The following is a 17,383-nucleotide window of genomic DNA, read 5'->3' on the forward strand; positions in this document are numbered from 1 at the left end:
GCCTGCGGACAAGCGGCTCAGCGGACGATATTCACCGCCCCTTCGTCCGTGCCGCCGCCGCTCGACTGCACGCGCACCACATCACCCGCGACCGCGCGTACCGGCGAACTGCGCACGTCGATCTGCCACGCGCCGGTGGCATCCGAGGTCACGGTCGCGATCGTTTCGTTGGTGCGCACCAGTACGGCCGTGATTTGCGCGCCCGCCTGGTTCGTCACCCCGCGCACTTCCCACCGGCTCGTATCCGCGCGGTAGTTGCTGCGGGTCAGGTCGACGGTATCCATCGCCACCGGCTGCGCGGTGATGGTCACGGTGGTCGCCGGCGACACCAGGCCGGTCGTATCGGCGACCGTGTAGCCGAAGGTGTAGGTGCCTGCCGCGGCTGCGGTCACGAGCACGTCGCCCGTCTGCGGGTTCTGCACATCGAGCCCGGGGGGCAGCGGGAACTGCAGCTGCACGGTCGTGCTGTCCATGTTGCCGTTCGCGTCGGTGTCGTTGGCAAGCAGGTGCACCTCGGTCGCCAGGCCGACGAACACGTTCGCGGCGTCGGCGGTCGCGACCGGCGCGCTGGCCGGTACCGTTCCGGCCGGCGGCGGGGGCGGCGGCGCCGTCACGCCGTCTACGGTCGCGGTGGCCTGGCTCAGGTTGCTCAGGTTCACCGCCAGCACCTGCGACGGGCACGCGCCATCCGAATCGACCTCGCCCTCGTTCACGATCACGCTGTAGCGATAGGTGCCGAACTCCGGCGCCTCGATGTCCACCGTCGTGCTCATCGACCCGTACAGGTAGTTGGTCTTCGGGTTGCGGAACTCGATCGTCGCGGCCGCGGGCAGGTAGGACGCGCCCTGTACCTGCAGCCGCGAGCCGGGCACGCAGCCCGCTTTCGTGATGCTGGTCTTGGGTACGGCCGGATCGACCAGGGTGCCGCCCGCCGCTTCCAGCGAGAAGTGGTAGAAGTTGCCGTCGTCGCCGAAGTAGCCCTCCAGCGCCGCGAAGGTGCCGACCGGGATCGACGCCGGCTGGACCGCGAAGCCGTACTCGTTCTTGTAGCCCTTGGAAAGCAGGCGTGGATCCTTGCTCTCCAGCATCGGTATGCCGAGCAGGCTCATCACCCCGGCATCGTTCTTCGTCAGCGACCCCAGCAGCACCGTCTCGGCGGGTTCGATCGCGACATCGTTGATCACCGGTGTCGCCACCGCGCCGTCGGGCGAGAGCGTCACCTCGCCCATCAGGATCGCAGTCGCGCCCACGAAACCGTCTCGGAACAGGCCGGGGAAGCGTGTCGGGTCCGTAAGCTCGGCCGCGCTCAGGGTCTTGGTTGGCGTGTGGATCGTCGCGCCCGGCGGCACGAGGAAGCTGCGGCCGAAGATCGTCAGTTCAACACCCGTGCCGTCGGGGCGGTTGTAGATGCCCCGCACGACACCTTCGACCTCGAAGGGGATGGGGGCGGCCTGGGCGAAGGCGGCGACCGGGGCGCCCAATGCGCATATGAGGGCGAGCGTGCGGACCAGCGGTTTCAGCGGAGAGGCCGGCAGCGACCGGCGCGTGGATTGTTGGTTCATGACAGGGCTCCTCGGAAACTCCGATGTTTATGGGGAACTACGCGCGCATCGGGCTTCCGCAAGTCATGTGCCATACCGCCAAGGTCGTAAAGTTGTATCCGGATATATGTATCTGCCGCTCGTTTTCTGGGAAATCGCGGGGAAAAATGGGTGGGGAATATCACCCATATTGGGGAAATCGATTCGCCCAAAATGGCACATGAATGCACTTTGGCGGGCGACATCTTGTAACGTTAAGTCGTTCACGGCCCCCGGTAGCGATTGCGCGCACACTGCAACGAAGTGTAACCGGGGGATATGACCCGTCACGCACGCTCGAGGAGTTCGCACGGTCATGGATGGGAGCCGGAAACCTTTCAACCTGCGCAGGTGGTTTTCCGTCGTCAGCCTGCTGGTGACGGGTGGGGCGGCCATTGTCTCGGGCGCGATCCTGTCCAACTTCTTCGTCACCGAAGCGATCAAGCGCGATGCCCTGCTGACGAAACAGTTCATCCAGTCGATCGCCGAGATCGAGCTGCGTCACGCGCGTTTCGGTCTCGCCAACGTGTCCTTCGGCGCCATCCTCGACGAGCGCCGGTCCGCCGGGGAGCTTGGCCTCGAGCCGGAAAACCTCGCGCGCGCGCGCCAGGAATTCTTCGATCACCTGCGCAACATGCCCGAGGCCCTGCTCGCGACGGTGTTCGCGCCGGATGGCTACGTGACGTGGTCGTCCAATGCACTGCTGATCGGCAAGATGCTGCCCGACAACCACGAGCTGGCGGAGGTCATCGAGCGCCGGGACGCGATGGCCGGCGGCCATCTCAAGGGCACCGCGGGCGGCAAGGTCGAGCAGCAGTTCGTGCGCTATCCCGAGGACTTCTATATAGAGAACTACGTGCCGCTGTTCGACCGGGACGGCACGGTGGCCTCGGTCGTCGAGATCTACAAGGAGCCGCGCGACCTCATCCACTCCCTCAAGCGCGGCTACCTGCTGATCTGGCTCGCCGCGCTGCTGTCGGGCGCAGCGGTGTATGTGTGCCTGCGCTGGATCATCATCCGCGCCGCGCGCCAGATCGACGACCAGCAGCGCGAGATCGTCGAGAACAAGACCCTCGTCGCGCTCGGCGAGATGTCTTCCGCGGTCGCACACGGCCTGCGCAACCCGCTCGCGTCGATCCGTTCCAGCGCCGAAGTCGCGCTCGAGGTCGGCGATCCCTCGACCGCGAAGAACCTCAACGACATCGTCACCCAGGTCGATCGTCTCTCAAAATGGGTACGAGAATTGCTTCAATTCTCCAAGCCGATCAGCGATGAACGCGAGGCGGTGAAGATCGACATGGCCCTGGAAAACGCGCTGTCCACCTACGAGGTGCAGATCCGCCGCGCCGGCATCGAAGTCGACTGGACGCCCGACGCGGCGCCGACGGTCGAGGTGCATGCGAACGGACCGCTGCTCGAGCAGGTGCTCAACAGCGTGCTGTCCAATGCCATCGAAGCCATGCCGCGCGGCGGGCGTCTCGGCGTGGCTGTCGAGGTGCCCGCGCGCGGGCGCGTCGCCGTGAAGATTTCCGACACGGGCTGCGGGATGTCGGAGAAGCAGCTGGAACTGGCCTTCAAGCCCTTCCACACGACGAAACGCAACGGGTTGGGTGTCGGTCTGGTGCTGGTAAAGCGGATAATGGAGCGATTCGGGGGCGGCGTCGCGCTGGAGAGCAGGGAGCAGGCGGGAACCACCGTGAGTCTGACATTCAAGGTAGCGGAGCAGGAGTAAGGAAATGCCAAACACGATCCTGGTCGTCGAAGACGACGAGATCCTGGGCGACAACATTTGTACCAGCCTCAAGCGCAACGGCTGGGACGCGCAACTGGCGGGCTCCTCGGAAGAGGCCCTCAAGATGCTTGCGGTGCTGCATCCCGAGGTCATCCTCACCGACCTCAACCTGCCGGGCATCACCGGCATCGAACTGATCGGCAAGGTGCGCGAGGCCGAGCCCGAGGCCAAGGTCATTCTCATGACCGGGGATGGCAACGTGCAGCGCGCGGTCGAGGCGATGAAGGCCGGCGCCTACGACTACCTCACCAAGCCCCTCGTGCTGGCCGAGCTCAAGCTGCTCATCGAGCGCGCCCTGAACGCCCGGCGCATGGAAAAGACCCTGTCCTTCTACCAGGAGCGCGACACGCGCGACGCCGGCGTGGGCGCGCTGATCGGCGCATCGGCGCCGATGCAGGCGATGAAGCACATGATCCGCCAGCTTCTCGAGGCCGAGCAGCACATGCCCGCGAACGAGCTGCCGGTCGTCCTCATCAACGGCGAAACCGGCACCGGCAAGGAACTCGTCGCGCGCGCCCTGCACGTCGATGGCACGCGCAGCAGTGGCCCCTTCGTCGAAGTGAACTGCGCCTCGATCCCGTCTCATCTTCTGGAAGCCGAGCTCTTCGGCCACGAGAAAGGCGCCTTCACCGACGCCCGCGACCGCCGCGCCGGCCTCGTGGAAGCGGCCGACGGCGGCACGCTGTTCCTCGACGAGATCGGCGAGATCGACCTCGCGCTGCAGGCCAAGCTGCTCAAGCTGCTGGAGGAGCGCACCATCCGCCGCCTCGGCTCGGTCAAGGAGATCAAGGTCAACCTGCGCATCATCAGCGCCACCAACCGCGACCTCGAGCAGATGGTGCGCGAGGGCAAGTTCCGCAGCGACCTGTACTTCCGCCTGCGCATCATCACCATCAAGGTGCCGCCGCTGCGCGAGCGCGGCGAAGACATCGTCACGCTGGCGAAGCACTACCTCGAACAGCACGCCCGCCGCTACGGCAAGCCGGGACTGTATTTCAACGACGACGCGCTCGCCGTGCTGAAGAGCTACGCCTGGCCGGGCAACGTGCGCGAGCTGCGCAACATGCTCGAACAGACCGTGCTGCTCGCCGCAGGCAAGGCCATCACGCCCAACCAGCTCGCGATCTGCCCGGGCCTGTACGGCACCTGCGACCGCGACTTCCACTCGCTCGACAGCTACTGCATGTCCGTTCCGGCGAACGGCGTCAGCGTCCCCGAAGTCGAGCGCGACCTCGTCGTCAAGATGCTCGACAAGACCGACTGGAACGTCACCAAGTCCGCGCGCCTGCTGGGCCTCACGCGCGACATGCTGCGCTACCGCATCGAGAAGCTCGGCCTGGAGCGCCCGTCGCGCTGACGCGGAGGAATACGGGAAGGGAGGGAGAGGGGGCGCGGTGCAAGCCGCGCCCTTTTTCCGATGTGCGAAGTACCGGACGGTGGGCTTTCCCTGTGGGAGCGGCTTCAGCCGCGAATCGGCGCCCATTCGCGGCTGAAGCCGCTCCCACGGTATCCAGCATGCCCCGTGAGGCGAGGCATCACGATCACTGGATACTGCTCGCCAGCTCGAAGATCGGGATGTACATCAGGATCACGATGACGCCGATCACCAGGCCGATGAAGGTCATCAGCAGCGGTTCGAACAGGCGCACGAACCATTCGATGAAGCGGCTCATCTCCTCGTCGTAGAAGTCCGCGGTGCGCTCCATCATCTCGCCGAGGTTGCCGGCGTGCTCGCCCGCGCGCAGCATGCGCAGCGATACCGGCGTCGCCATGCGGTTCTCCTCCAGCGCCCACGACAGCGCGTGGCCCTCGCGGATGCGGGCGGCGACGTCGTCGAGGCGGGTGCGTGTCGCCACGCCCAGCAGGCCGCGCACCATGCCGATCGCCGTCAGGATGGGGATGCCGCCCTGCAGCAGGATGCCCAGCGAGCGGTAAAAGCGCGCCATCTCGTAGATGAACAGGCGCTTGCGGATCGCCGGCACCGACTCCAGCAGCTGCGACAGCGCGCGCCGCACCGGCGGCTGGCGCAGCAGCAGCGCCGCGCCCGCGAGCGCCGCGAGTGCGCCCAGCCCCAGCTCCAACTGGTGCGCGTGCAGGAACTGGCCGGATGCCAGCAGCACGCGCGACAGCCACGGCAGGTTGGTGCCCACGTCCTCGAACACCGCGGCGAAGCGCGGCACCACGTAGCCGATCAGGAACAGCAGCACGCCGCAGCCGACCACGAACAGCAGCGCCGGATACACCGCCGCGCTGACGATCTTCTGCCGCACCTCGTCGACGCGGCTGCGGTAGGCCACGTAGCGGCCCAGCGCGGCGCCCACGTCGCCGGTCTTCTCGCTCGACTGGATCAGCGCCACGTACAGCTCGGGGAAGATTTCAGGCGCGTGCGCCAGCGCCTGCGACAGCGACTTGCCCTCGTACAGCGCGCGCACCAGGTCGTCCAGCACCTTGCGCGCGTGGCCGTCGCTCTCCTTCTCGGCAAGGCTCTCCAGCGCGTCGATCAGCGCGAGGCCGGCCTTCAGCAGCGTCGCCAGCTCCTGGCTGAAGAGCACCAGCGGGAAGGTCTCCTTGCGCTGCCAGCGCAGGGCCGGCAGGCGTTGCGCCGCACGCAGCGACATCACGCGCAGGCCCTGTTCCTCGGCCTGGCGGCGGGCGTCGGCGACGCTGGTCGCGTCCAGCGTCAGCGCGACGACCCCCGCATCGCGACCGACCCCCTTGACGTGGTAGCGCATGGCGGCACCCGGCGCGACGCGGCTGGCGCGTCACTCCCAGCTCGTGATGTCGGCGTTCTCGCCGTCGCCGCCGGGCTGGCCGTCCTTGCCCAGCGAGTACAGGTCGTACTCGCCGTGCTCACCCGGCGCCACGTAGGCGTAGTTGCGGCCCCACGGGTCCGCCGGCACTGCCTTCTGCAGGTAGGGGCCGCCCCACTTGGTCTCGTTGCCGGGGCGCGTCACCAGTGCCGTGAGGCCTTGTTCGGTCGAGGGGTAGTGGCCGGTGTCGAGGCGATACAGGTCCAGCGCCTTCACCAGGCCCTCGACCTGCGCGCGCGCGGCCTTCACTTCCGACTTGCCGAGCTGGCTGAAATACTTCGGCGCGACGAGGCCGGCGAGCAGGCCCAGCACGACCAGCACGACCAGCAGTTCCAGCAGGGTGAAGCCGCGCGAGATACCGCGGCGGAGCATTCGACGATCATCCATGGGCTTGGTCGCTCAGTTGATTGGGTGTCCGCCAGTGTAGGAACAGGCTCGCGGCGGCGTCAATTTGGGCGAGCAGGAAACATGCCCGTGGCGTGACGCGCGTCGCGGCGCGGCGGCGCGCGGCATGGCGCTTGCGTAATCCCCGTGTGAGTGGGGAATTTTCCCCAATCAAGACGCAAGAACGGGAGATCCCGCATGCCCTCGCCAGTTCCGCTGCTCCTCGCCGCCTGTCTCGCACTGCCGCTCGCCGCGCACGCCGATGTCTATATGAAGGTCGAGCCCGACGGTTCGGTCACGCTCACCGACGAACCGCGCCGGGGCTTCGAGCGCATCGTCGCTTCGCCCGGCCCCGCAAGCGGGGGGCTGTCCCCCATCGGCGGGACCGGCATGCCCGCCGCCGCGAACGCAGCCGACACCGGCAGCCTGCCCTATGCGCCGCTGGTCGCCGCGGCCGCGGCCGAGCACGACCTGCCCGAGGCGCTCCTCCACGCCGTGATTCGCACCGAGTCGAACTACGACCCGGGGGCGGTGTCGCCCAAGGGCGCGGTCGGCTTGATGCAGCTGATGCCCGACACGGCGCGCGAGATGGGGGTCGCGGATGCGCGCGATCCGGCGGACAACATCCGCGGTGGCGCGCGCTACCTCAAGCTTCTGCTGGAGCGCTTCGGCAACGATGTGGGCATGGCCGTCGCGGCCTACAACGCGGGGCCCGGCGCGGTCGCGCGCAGCGGTGGCACCCCGCCTTTCGCCGAGACGCGCCGCTACGTGCCGCGCGTGATCGAGCATTTCGAGCGCCTCGGCGGACGCCGTGGCGGGCGGGTGTCATGAGGGGTGGGGAATCAAGCCCAAATCTGGGGAAAGGCGCCCATGATCCCCAGCGGCCAGGCTAAACCCTTTGACGGCGCGGCGTGTGCCGATGTCGACGGTGTGAATAAGCCGTTCTGTATATGCAGATCTCGTGATGAATTGGCCCCGGAAGTGGGGGTGGAGATTGGGGGAGTTCACCCGCAGTGGCGCCGGAAGCCGCGAAATACCTGAGGAATGGTAGTGCCGGAAATGCTGGCACGGGGGTTGCTGAATGTCCCGCGGGACCTTCCCGCAATGCATCCGCCGGGCCGAACTGCCAGTGTTCCATCGGACGACGTGGTGTCAGGTGAGGGGTCTGCGGACCCCGAGCCCAAAAATCTAACCCTTCGGAGATTTTGAAATGGCCAAGAACGTTCGTACGCTCGTCGCGATCGCCGCCGCCCCGCTGTTCCTTGCGATCGGTTCCGCCCATGCCGCGAAGGCGACACCGCCTGCCGAAGATATTACGTTTGTGACAACGGCTTGCGCATATGCCCTGGACCGAGCTGAGAACGCAGTTCGCACCCAGGCTTACTACTCCAGTGCAAACTGGACGACCAATCGTGACGCGCTCCTGACGAAGCTGATGGGGATCGATCTCAAGCTCTCCGAGAATCCGCCTAAAGCCGGAGATGCAATGCTGATCATTAGCGACATGCAGCAGAAGATCGAAGCGTGGTCGGATCCGACGCTCGCGCCCAACAAGCGCAAACTGTATCCGGACGGGGCCATTGCGATCGAGGCGACACTGACAGATGCCGAAGGTGTGGCCGCGTGCATCCACGAGAAATTCGCCTACTGAGCCAATGACAGAGTCATGATTGGAGGAAGCCCCTGCCCCATGACGGGAGTGCGGCGACAGGGTCGCCATCCCGGTCGGCAGGAGGCGGGCGTAATGCCCGCGCAGGCAAGCAAGGGAGTTTGCCCAGGGTGTGCGGCGTGCACGGCGAAGCGGCCGTGTGCGAGGCGACCTCGCATGATGCGAATCAAGGAATTCGCCGGGCAGTACCGGCACGGTATGTCCCTTGCCTGTCAAACGAAGAAAACAGAACAGCCAGCGGATTCCCGGGCGTGCGCCCGCGGATTCGTGCCCGAAACCCCTGACCCCGATAGAGGTTTGAAATGGCCAACAAGATGCGAACCCTCGTCGCCGCCCTCCTTGTTCCCTTTGTGTTCGGCGCCGGTGCGGCCAGCGCGGCGCGGCCGAATCCGGTCGACTACCAGTTCGTGAGTGCCTGCGACGGGGAACTGGCAGGCGTCGCGGCGGTGATCAGCGCGTCGGCCTTTTCCGACAAGAACGCCACCGGGAACAAGGACGGCCTGCTGTCGAAGGTCTATGGGGCGGACCAGAAGGTGTACCAGAACAAGCCGCTGGAGGCGGAAGGACTGCTGTATCAGGTGGCGGACAAGGCGAACGATCTGGCGAACCAGGGCAAGTTGGCCGGCGCAGACGCAGCCGGGATCGTTGCCGCGGCCACGCTGCCGGGCGACGCCATGACTTGTGTGATGGGGCAGCAATAGCGCGAGGTGGCTGAGAGGGCTGCGGGCGACCCGGCCGATGCCATCCGGCAAGGCGGTTCGTGCAGCACGAATGCGATGAGCATGGGCGCTATTCCGGCCAGGTACGGATCGAACAGCACGGCGAGGCAGCCGTGACGGCGTCCGGCCGCACGTCATCCTTCTTTTCGAGCCAGCAGGGCGAACGTATCGTCATCGCCGTGCTGGCTCTCGTCATCTGGCTGGCGCCGCTCGTTGCGCTGAGCCACACGACGATGCGTGGCCCGCTGCCGGGGTCCGACATCTGCCGCACGCCGTCGGCCAAGACGCCGTCCGAGCAGCCGGTGGCCGAAGCCGATCATCGCTGCCACGAATGCTGCTGCTCGGTCGTCCGCCTCGGTGGCGGGCTGCCGGCGACGGCGGGCTGGTTCTTCCTCCCGGCATCCGCGCCCGTGCTTGCGGGCGATGCCACCCACGCACCGCGCCGGCTCGAGTGGCGCGACCTCGCGCCGCCGCCGCGCGCGCCGCCTGCCGCAGCCGGAATCGACGCCACCGAACCCCGCATCGGCTGACCGGCCGCTGCGCTCCGATTCCGCGTTATGCGGCCGCGGGCCGTCCCGCTCCGACGGCGGCCCGGGCCCTGGGAGGCATCATGTCCTGCGTACTTCGTCCGCTGGCTGCGAGCGTGCTCGCGCTCGGCCTGTCGGTACCCCTTTCCGCCCTGGCGTCCTGCGGGGCCACCTTTTGTTCGGTCAATACCAGCTCGGCCTTCATGCACGCCGGCCTCGCGGGCGAGACGCGCCTCGACCTGCGCTTCGAGTTCATCGACCAGCGCCACGCCATGCATGGCGACGACAATGTCTCGGTGGGCGAGATTCCGCGTCACCATGACGAGAAGCGCACGCTCAATCGCAACCTGCTGCTCACGCTGGAGCGCGATGTCGCGCCGGAGTGGACACTGGGCATGACGCTGCCGCTGGTCGACCGTGACCACCAGCACGTCCACAACCATCATCACGGCGACGAGGTGCATCACATCCCCGCGAGCTGGGATTTTCGCGAGCTCGGCGACGTGCGCCTCAAGGCGCGGCACGAGCTGCTCCCCGGCCGCGAACAGGGGATCGGCGTCAGCGTCGGCGTGAAGCTTCCGACCGGGCGCAGCGACGTGAAGAACAGCGACGGCGAGGAGGCGGAGCGCAGCCTGCAGCCGGGCAGCGGTACCACCGATGTGCTGCTGGGGGCGCACTGGCGCAGGGAGCTGGCGGGCGGCTCGACCGCCTTCGCGAGCTTGGCGGCGGAACTGGCCACCGCCGAGCATGACGATTACCGTCCCGGTCATCGCACGCACCTGGACTTGGGCTGGGTGAAGCCGATGACCGATCGCCTGAGCATTCCGGTGCAGCTCAACGTCGCCTTCAAGGCGCGCGACCGCGGCGCGGAGGCCGAGCCGGAGGATACGGGCTCGACGATGGTGGCGCTGAGTCCGGGCATCAACTGGCAGATGTCGCCGCACTGGCAGCTTTACGCGTATTACCAGCGCCCGATCTACCAGCATGTGAACGGCGTGCAGCTCACGCCGCGCTGGAGTGCGGTGCTGGGGACGACGGTCGCGTTCTGAACCGGAACGTCGGGGGCGGACGTGGCGGGTCACTCCGACGAACGGGCGTAGGGCGGGAGTAGCGCCGCGTATCCCGCCAATCCGGTGGTCGGAGGCAGCCCGGGGGCCGTGTGGCGGGATGCGCTGCGCTGCGCTCCTCCCGCCCTACGAACTGGAGTTCGCAAGGCGCGATTAGCAGGTTCCTTCCCCTTCAAGGGGAAGGACAGGATGGGGATGGGTTTCTTGCGGGCGCTGCGGAGTCCACCCATCCCCACCCCAACCCGGGAGCCTGCGCTTCGCTCCGTCGTTCCGCAGGCGCGGAGCGGTGCTCCGCGAAACCCCTGCTCCACCCCCCTCAAGGGGAGGGAGCAACGGCGCTTGACCCAGGCTGCCATCAAGTGTGATTGCCGCCGGATCGGGGACTATTCCCCAATTCCGGGGCGTTGTCCCCGTTTCAACGCATCACGGCACAATCCGCGCGCCCAACCTGGGCAATCGGCCGTCAAACGGCAAATTGTCACAAGTTGTCGCGCACCGGCAGCAAGGACATTGGCGTAACCGGTAAGACTTTCGTCGCAAGCGGATTCGGGTAAGCCGCGTCGTTGCAGGGATTGCGTGGGGATCCCCCACCCGCGTTGCGGGGAAAAACTGGGGAAGTTTCCCCGTTTGTCCCCTCCAAAAAAATCAAGTAATTGAAAAAGCGTGATTTTTTGTAATGGCACGACGATTGCGAGAACGCCCACGGGATTTTCCCATTTGGCTCGCGCCTGGTGTTGTTGGCCGGACGAGGGTCCGGGGTCTGCAGCGCACCGCAGACCAAAGCGTTGTAACCGTGGGGGGAACGACGATGAAGTATCTTTATCCGAAAGGGCGGGCGCCAGCCGCAGCCGGCTATCAAGGCCGGCTGACAAGGCTGGCCGGCCTGCTGATGCTGACCGGGGCGACATTGTTCGCCGCCGGCCAGGCCCAGGCGGCGGCGCCGTCGAAAGGCGGCGGCACGACGACCACGCCGACCGGCATCCAGTGCACGCGCACGCTGGTCGCGAACGTGGTGGCGCTCGACCAGCCGCTGATGTACAACCGGCTCGGTGCGCAGAACATCAACGGCATGATGTACGCGCTCGAGGAAGACGTGGTGGATTCGAGCGGCAAGACGCTCGCCGCGGGCGGCACGAAGTCCGCCGGCAACGTCAAGCTGCGCGCCGACAAGCGGCCGCGTCCGCTGGTGCTGCGCATCGCGGCGGGCGAGTGCCTGACCGTGAATCTGACCAACCTGCTGTCGCCCACCGCCAACCCGCGCGACGCGGTGCCGCCCGAGATGCACATCGACGACCAGGTCGCCGACCGCAACGTGGGTTTCTTCGCGCAGGGCATGCAGGCGGTGAACAGCATCGCCGACATGGGCGACAACGTCGGCAAGAACGCCTCGTCGCTGGCCGCGCCGGGGCAGATGAAGACCTACACGCTGTACGGCGAGCGTGAAGGCACTTTCGTGGTGACGAGCTACGGCGCGACCTTCGGCGCCGACGGCACGGCCGGCAACATCTCCAGCGGCCTGTTCGGCCAACTCACCGTGCTGCCCAAGGGCGGCCGTGCCTACCGCAACGTGCTGTCCGAAGAGGAAATGCGCATCGCCGCCGACAAGAACGGCGACGGCTACCTGACGGCGGCGGCAGGGGAACTGACGGCGGCCGGCCAGCCGATCATCAACTACGAGGCGCGTTATCCGAACGCCCAGCCGTGGATCAGCGAAGGCAAGGCCGGCAAGCCGGTGGTGAACACGGTCGACGGCACGCGCATCGTGCATACCGAGATCGACGCGGTGGTCCTCGGACCCAACGCCGACGGTACTTTCCCCGCCTCGACCTACCCGCTCGAGAGCATGGGCAAGCGCAACCCCGCCTACCCGAACCGCCTCGAGCCGTTCCGCGACTTCAGCACCGTGTTCCACGACGAGGTCGCGACCGCGCAGGCCTTCCCGGGCTTCTACAACGACCCGGTGTTCGGCTACGTGCTGCAGGCGACGCGCGATGCGTTCATGATCAACTACGGTTCCGGCGGCATCGGTTCCGAGATCATCGCCAACCGCCTCGGCGTCGGCCCGATGCATGACTGCACCTCCTGTGCGTACGAGGAGTTCTTCCTCACCGCCTACGTGGTCGGCGATCCGGCGCAGCTGGTCGACATCCCCGCGAACGTCGGCCTCGAAGCGCTCAAGCCGGGCCAGGTGCCGCCCGCCGGCACCACCGGCATCAAGGCGACGAAGGCGCTGTATCCGCAGGATCCGGCGAACGTGCACCACAGCTACATCGGCGACTTCGTGAAGTACCGCAACATCCACGTGGGGCAGGAGCAGCACGTCTATCACCTGCACAACCACCAGTGGCTGTTCAACCCCAACGACGACAATTCGAACTATCTTGACGCACAAGGCATCGGGCCGGGTTCCGGCTACACCTACGAGATGGTCAACGGCGGCTCCGGCAACCGTAACCGCTCGCCGGGTGACGCGATCTACCACTGCCACTTCTACCCGCACTTCGCGCAGGGGATGTGGTACATGTGGCGGATCCACGACACCTTCGAGGCCGGCACGAAGCTCGCGGTGTCGAACGGCACCAAGGGCTATCACAGCACGCCCTACGCGCTGAAGGACGGCACGCCGGCCCAGGGCGCGCGTGCCTATCCCGACGGCGAGCTGGTGGTCGGTGCGCCGATCCCCGCGGTGGTGCCGCTGCCGGGCAAGGCGATGCCGCCGATGCCGGGCAAGGTGAGCGTCGTCACCAAGTACGTCACCAACCCTGCCACCGGCACCCAGGTCATCGCCGGTTCCAAGGCGCAGGTCGACCGCAGCGCTGCCAACAAGAATACCGACGGCACGTTGAAGAACCCGGGCTATCCGTTCTGGGTCGCCGGCATCGAGAGCACGATGGGGCAGCGTCCGCCGACCCCGCCGCTCGACATGCTGACCCAGGCCACGGCCCAGGCGCTGAAGGCCAGCGGCAACGCGCTGTGGTCCGGTCTCGAGCCGGCGCAGGCGGGCGGCTGGGACGGCGGTCTGGCGCGGCACACGCTGGAGGGTACGCTCTCCGGCACCACCGCGATCGTGACGACCAGCCCGGTCGACTTCCTGAAGAAGCTCACGGCGGCCAAGGCGGTGTTCTTCCCCGAGGAAGGCACTGACGCGGAGCAGGCGGCGATGGCTTTCCACTCGCAGAAGGAGCACGCGAGCTACAAGGCCGACCCGTCCGGCAGCACCGTCGCAGCGGCAGCGTTCAAGACCAACGGCGCCAAGCCCTCGGTCGCGGCGCCGTTCGCCGAGCCCTGCATCGACGACACGCAGAAGCAGCTCACTGCGGCCGCCGGCGCGGGTACCTGGTACGGCGGCTCGACGATGAGCTCGTGGTACACCGGCCAGGCCTCGCAGTACAACGCGACCACGCCGCGCGTGTACAAGGGCGCCAACATCCAGTTCGACGCGGTGATCAACAAGGCCGGTTACCACTTCCCGCAACAGCGCATCATCGCGCTGTGGGAGGACGTGATGCCGGTGATCAACAAGCAGCAAGCGCCCGAGCCGCTGGTGATGCGCCTGAACACGTACGACTGCGCGATGTACGACCACACCAACCTGGTGCCGGAGTTCTACGAGCTGGACGACTACCAGGTGCGCACGCCGACCGACATCATCGGCCAGCACATCCACCTGCCCAAGTGGGACCTTTCCACCACGGACGGCGCGGCGAACGGCTGGAACTATGAGGACGGCACGCTCTCGCCGGGAGCCGTGGTCGAGCGCATCCATGCAGTCCGCCACTTCAACCACTGCACCGAACCGACCGACCCGCGCGACGGCAGCAACGTCTGCCCCGTGCCGAAGGCTCACCCGTACTTCGGACAGTTCAATCGTCCGGACTGGATGGGCGCGCGCACGACGCAGCAGCGCTGGTATGCGGACCCGCTGTTGAACCAGTACAACATTGACCGCGGTCTGGGCAACATCTTCACGCATGACCACTATGGTCCCTCGACCCACCAGCAGATCGGCCTGTACGCAACCGTGCTGACCGAACCGGCGGGCTCGAAGTGGTACCAGGCCGAGACCGGCACGCCGCTGGGTACCCGTGCAGACGGCGGTCCGACCTCGTGGCAGGCGGTGATCGACAGCGGTGACATCGACGGCGACAAGATCGATGACAGCTTCCGCGAGTTCTACCTGGAGTTCACCGACTTCCAGCATGCGTATGAAGCCGGCGTGTATGTCGGTGCAGGTCCGGACGGCGTTCCCAATCCGGTCAAGTACCCGACCAGCCCGGACAGCTTCCGCTACGCGATCAACCCGCCGGCGAAGAAGACCACGCTGCCCATCTTCCCCGACATGCAGCGCATCGTCGCTGGTGGCGAGAAGATCGGTTGCCCGGTCCGTCCGTGCCCGCAGGCGATCTCGGCGGACGACCCCGGCATGTTCGTGGTGAACTACCGCAACGAACCGGTGGCGCTGCGCATCTACGACCCGAACAAGACTGGTCCCGACGGCAAGCCGGGCATGCAGGCGGACGGGCTCGCGGGTGACCTGGCGTATGCACTGCAGAGCCGCACCGACCGCAAGATCGCAGCGTTCAACGAAGCACCGAGCTCGATCAGGCAGGCGACCGGCCCGACCGGAGGCATCACGACCTTCCCGCCGCACATCAACAAGGCGGGCGACAAGGCCGGCGACCCCTTCACCCCGATGCTGCGTACCTATGCGGGTGACATCGTTCGCGTCCGTGTGCAGGCCGGTGGCCAGGAAGAGGCGCACAGCGTCAGCATCCACGGCGTGAAGTGGCTGCAGGCGGGTTCGGCCTTCGGCGCGGCAGGCAACTCCGGCTGGCGTAACGGCCAGATGGTCGGCATCTCCGAGCAGTTCAGCCTCGGCATGCCGGTGGCGATGTATGCGGATGCGAACCGCACGGAAGCCGACTACATGTACTCGATCAATCCGTCGATCGAGGGCTACTGGAACGGCACGTGGGGGGTGATGCGCAACTACGCCGAACTGCAGTCCGACCTGTTCGCGGTGCCGAACAACCCGCTGCCGGTGGGTATCACCAACGCGGCGGACTTCAACGGCATCTGCCCGAAGAACTATGTCGATCCCAAGCTCGGGGTGCTGCCGGTCAAGCAGCGCAACTTCAACGTGGTGGTGGCGCTCGCCAACGACGTCCTGTCCAACCCGCTCGGCCTGACCATCGGCATGGCCGGCAGCGACGGCAAGCATGTCGGCGGCCCGCTCAAGGCCAACGGCGGCACGCTGGTGTACAACTCGCGTCCGACGAGCATCCCGGCTGCGACCATCATCGACGACGTCACGGGGCAGTCGATCACCATCGGTGGCAAGTCCGGCCCGCTGCACGACCCGACCGCAATCATGTACGTGCGCAAGGACGACCTCGATGCGACCACCGGCAAGCTCAAAGCCGGCGTCCCGGTCGAGCCCCTGGTGATGCGTGCGGCGTCCGGCGAGTGCGTGAATGTGGTGCTGGAGAACCGGCTGCCGGCAGTGATGCCCGATCTGCCGTCGCCCAACCTGATGTCGCCGGTCGTCGTGCGTGACCGTTACGGCGCAGTGGGCACCACCAGCTTCAACAACAACCTGATGCGTCCGTCCGCACACGCTGGCCTCCACACCCAGCTGGTGATGTACGACGTGACCAAGTCCGACGGTACCAACGTGGGTATCAACCCGGTGCAGACGGTTGCACCGCGCGCGAGTGCCGCCGATCCGTACCCGACGACGTCCTATCAATACTACGTAGGAGACCTGGGCCGCGCGTTCTCTGCGCAAACATCCACCATCAAGAAGGCAACCGACACCGTCACCGCGGTGGGCATCGAGTTCGGCGGGGTCAACATCATCCCGGCGGACAAGGTCAAGCAAACGCAGAAGGGCCTCAACGGGGCGTTCGTCGCCATGCCGCCGGAATCGACCTGGGTCGAGGACAGCAACATGCGCGCCGCCGCAACGGTGACCAAGACCTCGAAGCCGGAGCTTGCGACCTACCGTGACTTCGCGCTGCAGTGGGCGAAGGGTCTGAACATGCGTTGGGCCAATGGCGAACCGGTGGAGAACGTCGCCGCCGAAGGTCCGATGATTCATGAGGATCCGGAAGACAACTCGGCGATGGCGGTGAACTACAAGGTCGAACCGCTGTGGTATCGCTTCCAGAAGGCTCCGGACGCGCCCTTCGGTCACGCCAACGGTGCCGGCTTCGCTGCAGTGCCCAATGCCAACATGGCCTACAGCAATGCCCTGGTCGGCGGTGCCGATCCGGAAACGCCGGTGCTGACGGTCGGTCGCGGGATGCCCTTCCGCATCCACCTGGTGCAGGCCTCGGGTGGCAGCCGGATGGGAACCTTCGGCCTCCATGGCCACGTGTGGCAGCGCGATCCGTACCGCGCGAACAACACGGATACCAACGGCTATCCGTCGCGCAAGTTCGGTGTGGGTTCGACGCGGATCCTGTTCAACCCGCTGGGGATGTTCCTCGGCGGTCAGGAGAGCATCCTGCCGGCCGCGCACTTCACCTTCAACATGGCCAGCGCAGGCGGCGCCAATGCAATCCCGGGCGACTACCTGTACCGCGACTTCGAGTCGCTGGGCAACCTGGGCGGCCGCTGGGGGATCGTGCGGGTGCAGTAAGCAACATGCAGTTCGCAGTGCGTAGTGCTTAGCAGGCAACAAGGGCGGGGTGTGGCGCTGCCGGCCGCATCCCGCTGGTACGAAGCATGCATTTGGTTGCAACAGCACATGGCTGTTGCGTATTTGGCGGGACTTAATGGCAGTGAGGCCCGCCGCCCTTTTTACGGATGCAGCCACGTTCTACACGCAGTT

At 66.6% G+C, this 17,383-nt stretch carries 11 protein-coding genes; 8 read left to right on the forward strand and 3 right to left on the reverse strand.

Annotated features, from left to right (window positions below; genetic code table 11):
* Positions 1–17 precede the first annotated feature (17 nt).
* Entirely contained in the window at positions 18–1,562 is a 1,545-nt protein-coding gene (locus tag U5817_RS00965) for an Ig-like domain-containing protein (RefSeq protein ID WP_407279404.1), read from the reverse strand.
* A gap of 334 nt (positions 1,563–1,896) precedes the next feature.
* On the opposite strand from U5817_RS00965, the gene U5817_RS00970 reads away from it, so the two are divergent.
* The gene (locus tag U5817_RS00970) at positions 1,897–3,312 is read left to right on the forward strand and encodes a sensor histidine kinase (protein ID WP_407279405.1); all 1,416 of its coding nucleotides are present in this window, start codon (positions 1,897–1,899) and stop codon (positions 3,310–3,312) included.
* A gap of 4 nt (positions 3,313–3,316) precedes the next feature.
* A complete protein-coding gene (locus U5817_RS00975) occupies positions 3,317–4,729 on the forward strand; it encodes a sigma-54-dependent transcriptional regulator (RefSeq protein ID WP_407279406.1) in 1,413 nt (470 codons plus the stop codon).
* Positions 4,730–4,913: 184 nt separating this feature from the next.
* Here U5817_RS00975 and U5817_RS00980 read toward each other — a convergent pair whose 3' ends face one another.
* Entirely contained in the window at positions 4,914–6,104 is a 1,191-nt protein-coding gene (locus tag U5817_RS00980; protein ID WP_407279407.1) for a type II secretion system F family protein, read from the reverse strand.
* Between the two features lie 30 nt (positions 6,105–6,134).
* The gene (gspG, locus tag U5817_RS00985; RefSeq protein ID WP_407279408.1) at positions 6,135–6,554 is read right to left on the reverse strand and encodes a type II secretion system major pseudopilin GspG; all 420 of its coding nucleotides are present in this window, start codon (positions 6,552–6,554) and stop codon (positions 6,135–6,137) included.
* A 210-nt stretch (positions 6,555–6,764) separates the two neighbouring features.
* Between gspG and U5817_RS00990 the strand changes: the two genes are divergently transcribed.
* From U5817_RS00990 to mnxG, 6 genes are all read left to right on the forward strand, one after another.
* The gene (locus U5817_RS00990; RefSeq protein ID WP_407279409.1) at positions 6,765–7,397 is read left to right on the forward strand and encodes a lytic transglycosylase domain-containing protein; all 633 of its coding nucleotides are present in this window, start codon (positions 6,765–6,767) and stop codon (positions 7,395–7,397) included.
* Positions 7,398–7,776: 379 nt separating this feature from the next.
* Positions 7,777–8,217, forward strand: a complete 441-nt coding sequence (locus U5817_RS00995) for a hypothetical protein (RefSeq protein WP_407279410.1) — start codon at positions 7,777–7,779, stop codon at positions 8,215–8,217.
* Between the two features lie 320 nt (positions 8,218–8,537).
* Positions 8,538–8,936 (forward strand): hypothetical protein, encoded by a 399-nt coding sequence (locus tag U5817_RS01000; protein WP_407279411.1) that lies wholly within the window; start codon positions 8,538–8,540, stop codon positions 8,934–8,936.
* A 59-nt stretch (positions 8,937–8,995) separates the two neighbouring features.
* The gene (locus U5817_RS01005; RefSeq protein WP_407279412.1) at positions 8,996–9,484 is read left to right on the forward strand and encodes a DUF2946 family protein; all 489 of its coding nucleotides are present in this window, start codon (positions 8,996–8,998) and stop codon (positions 9,482–9,484) included.
* A gap of 80 nt (positions 9,485–9,564) precedes the next feature.
* On the forward strand, positions 9,565–10,530 hold the full coding sequence (locus U5817_RS01010; protein WP_407279413.1) for a transporter: 966 nt from the start codon (positions 9,565–9,567) through the stop codon (positions 10,528–10,530).
* Between the two features lie 826 nt (positions 10,531–11,356).
* Entirely contained in the window at positions 11,357–17,191 is a 5,835-nt protein-coding gene (gene mnxG, locus U5817_RS01015; protein WP_407279414.1) for a manganese-oxidizing multicopper oxidase MnxG, read from the forward strand.
* Positions 17,192–17,383 lie beyond the last annotated feature (192 nt).

The organism is Aromatoleum evansii, from assembly GCF_045689615.1.
GTDB lineage: Bacteria > Pseudomonadota > Gammaproteobacteria > Burkholderiales > Rhodocyclaceae > Aromatoleum > Aromatoleum evansii.

What these genes read in the sequence shown, in the direction of transcription:
- U5817_RS00965 (WP_407279404.1), bottom strand. Translation starts at nt 1,562, where the DNA reads ATGAACCAACAATCCACGCGCCGGTCGCTGCCGGCCTCTCCGCTGAAA.
- U5817_RS00970 (WP_407279405.1), top strand. Translation starts at nt 1,897, where the DNA reads ATGGATGGGAGCCGGAAACCTTTCAACCTGCGCAGGTGGTTTTCCGTC.
- U5817_RS00975 (WP_407279406.1), top strand. Translation starts at nt 3,317, where the DNA reads ATGCCAAACACGATCCTGGTCGTCGAAGACGACGAGATCCTGGGCGAC.
- U5817_RS00980 (WP_407279407.1), bottom strand. Translation starts at nt 6,104, where the DNA reads ATGCGCTACCACGTCAAGGGGGTCGGTCGCGATGCGGGGGTCGTCGCG.
- gspG (WP_407279408.1), bottom strand. Translation starts at nt 6,554, where the DNA reads ATGCTCCGCCGCGGTATCTCGCGCGGCTTCACCCTGCTGGAACTGCTG.
- U5817_RS00990 (WP_407279409.1), top strand. Translation starts at nt 6,765, where the DNA reads ATGCCCTCGCCAGTTCCGCTGCTCCTCGCCGCCTGTCTCGCACTGCCG.
- U5817_RS00995 (WP_407279410.1), top strand. Translation starts at nt 7,777, where the DNA reads ATGGCCAAGAACGTTCGTACGCTCGTCGCGATCGCCGCCGCCCCGCTG.
- U5817_RS01000 (WP_407279411.1), top strand. Translation starts at nt 8,538, where the DNA reads ATGGCCAACAAGATGCGAACCCTCGTCGCCGCCCTCCTTGTTCCCTTT.
- U5817_RS01010 (WP_407279413.1), top strand. Translation starts at nt 9,565, where the DNA reads ATGTCCTGCGTACTTCGTCCGCTGGCTGCGAGCGTGCTCGCGCTCGGC.
- mnxG (WP_407279414.1), top strand. Translation starts at nt 11,357, where the DNA reads ATGAAGTATCTTTATCCGAAAGGGCGGGCGCCAGCCGCAGCCGGCTAT.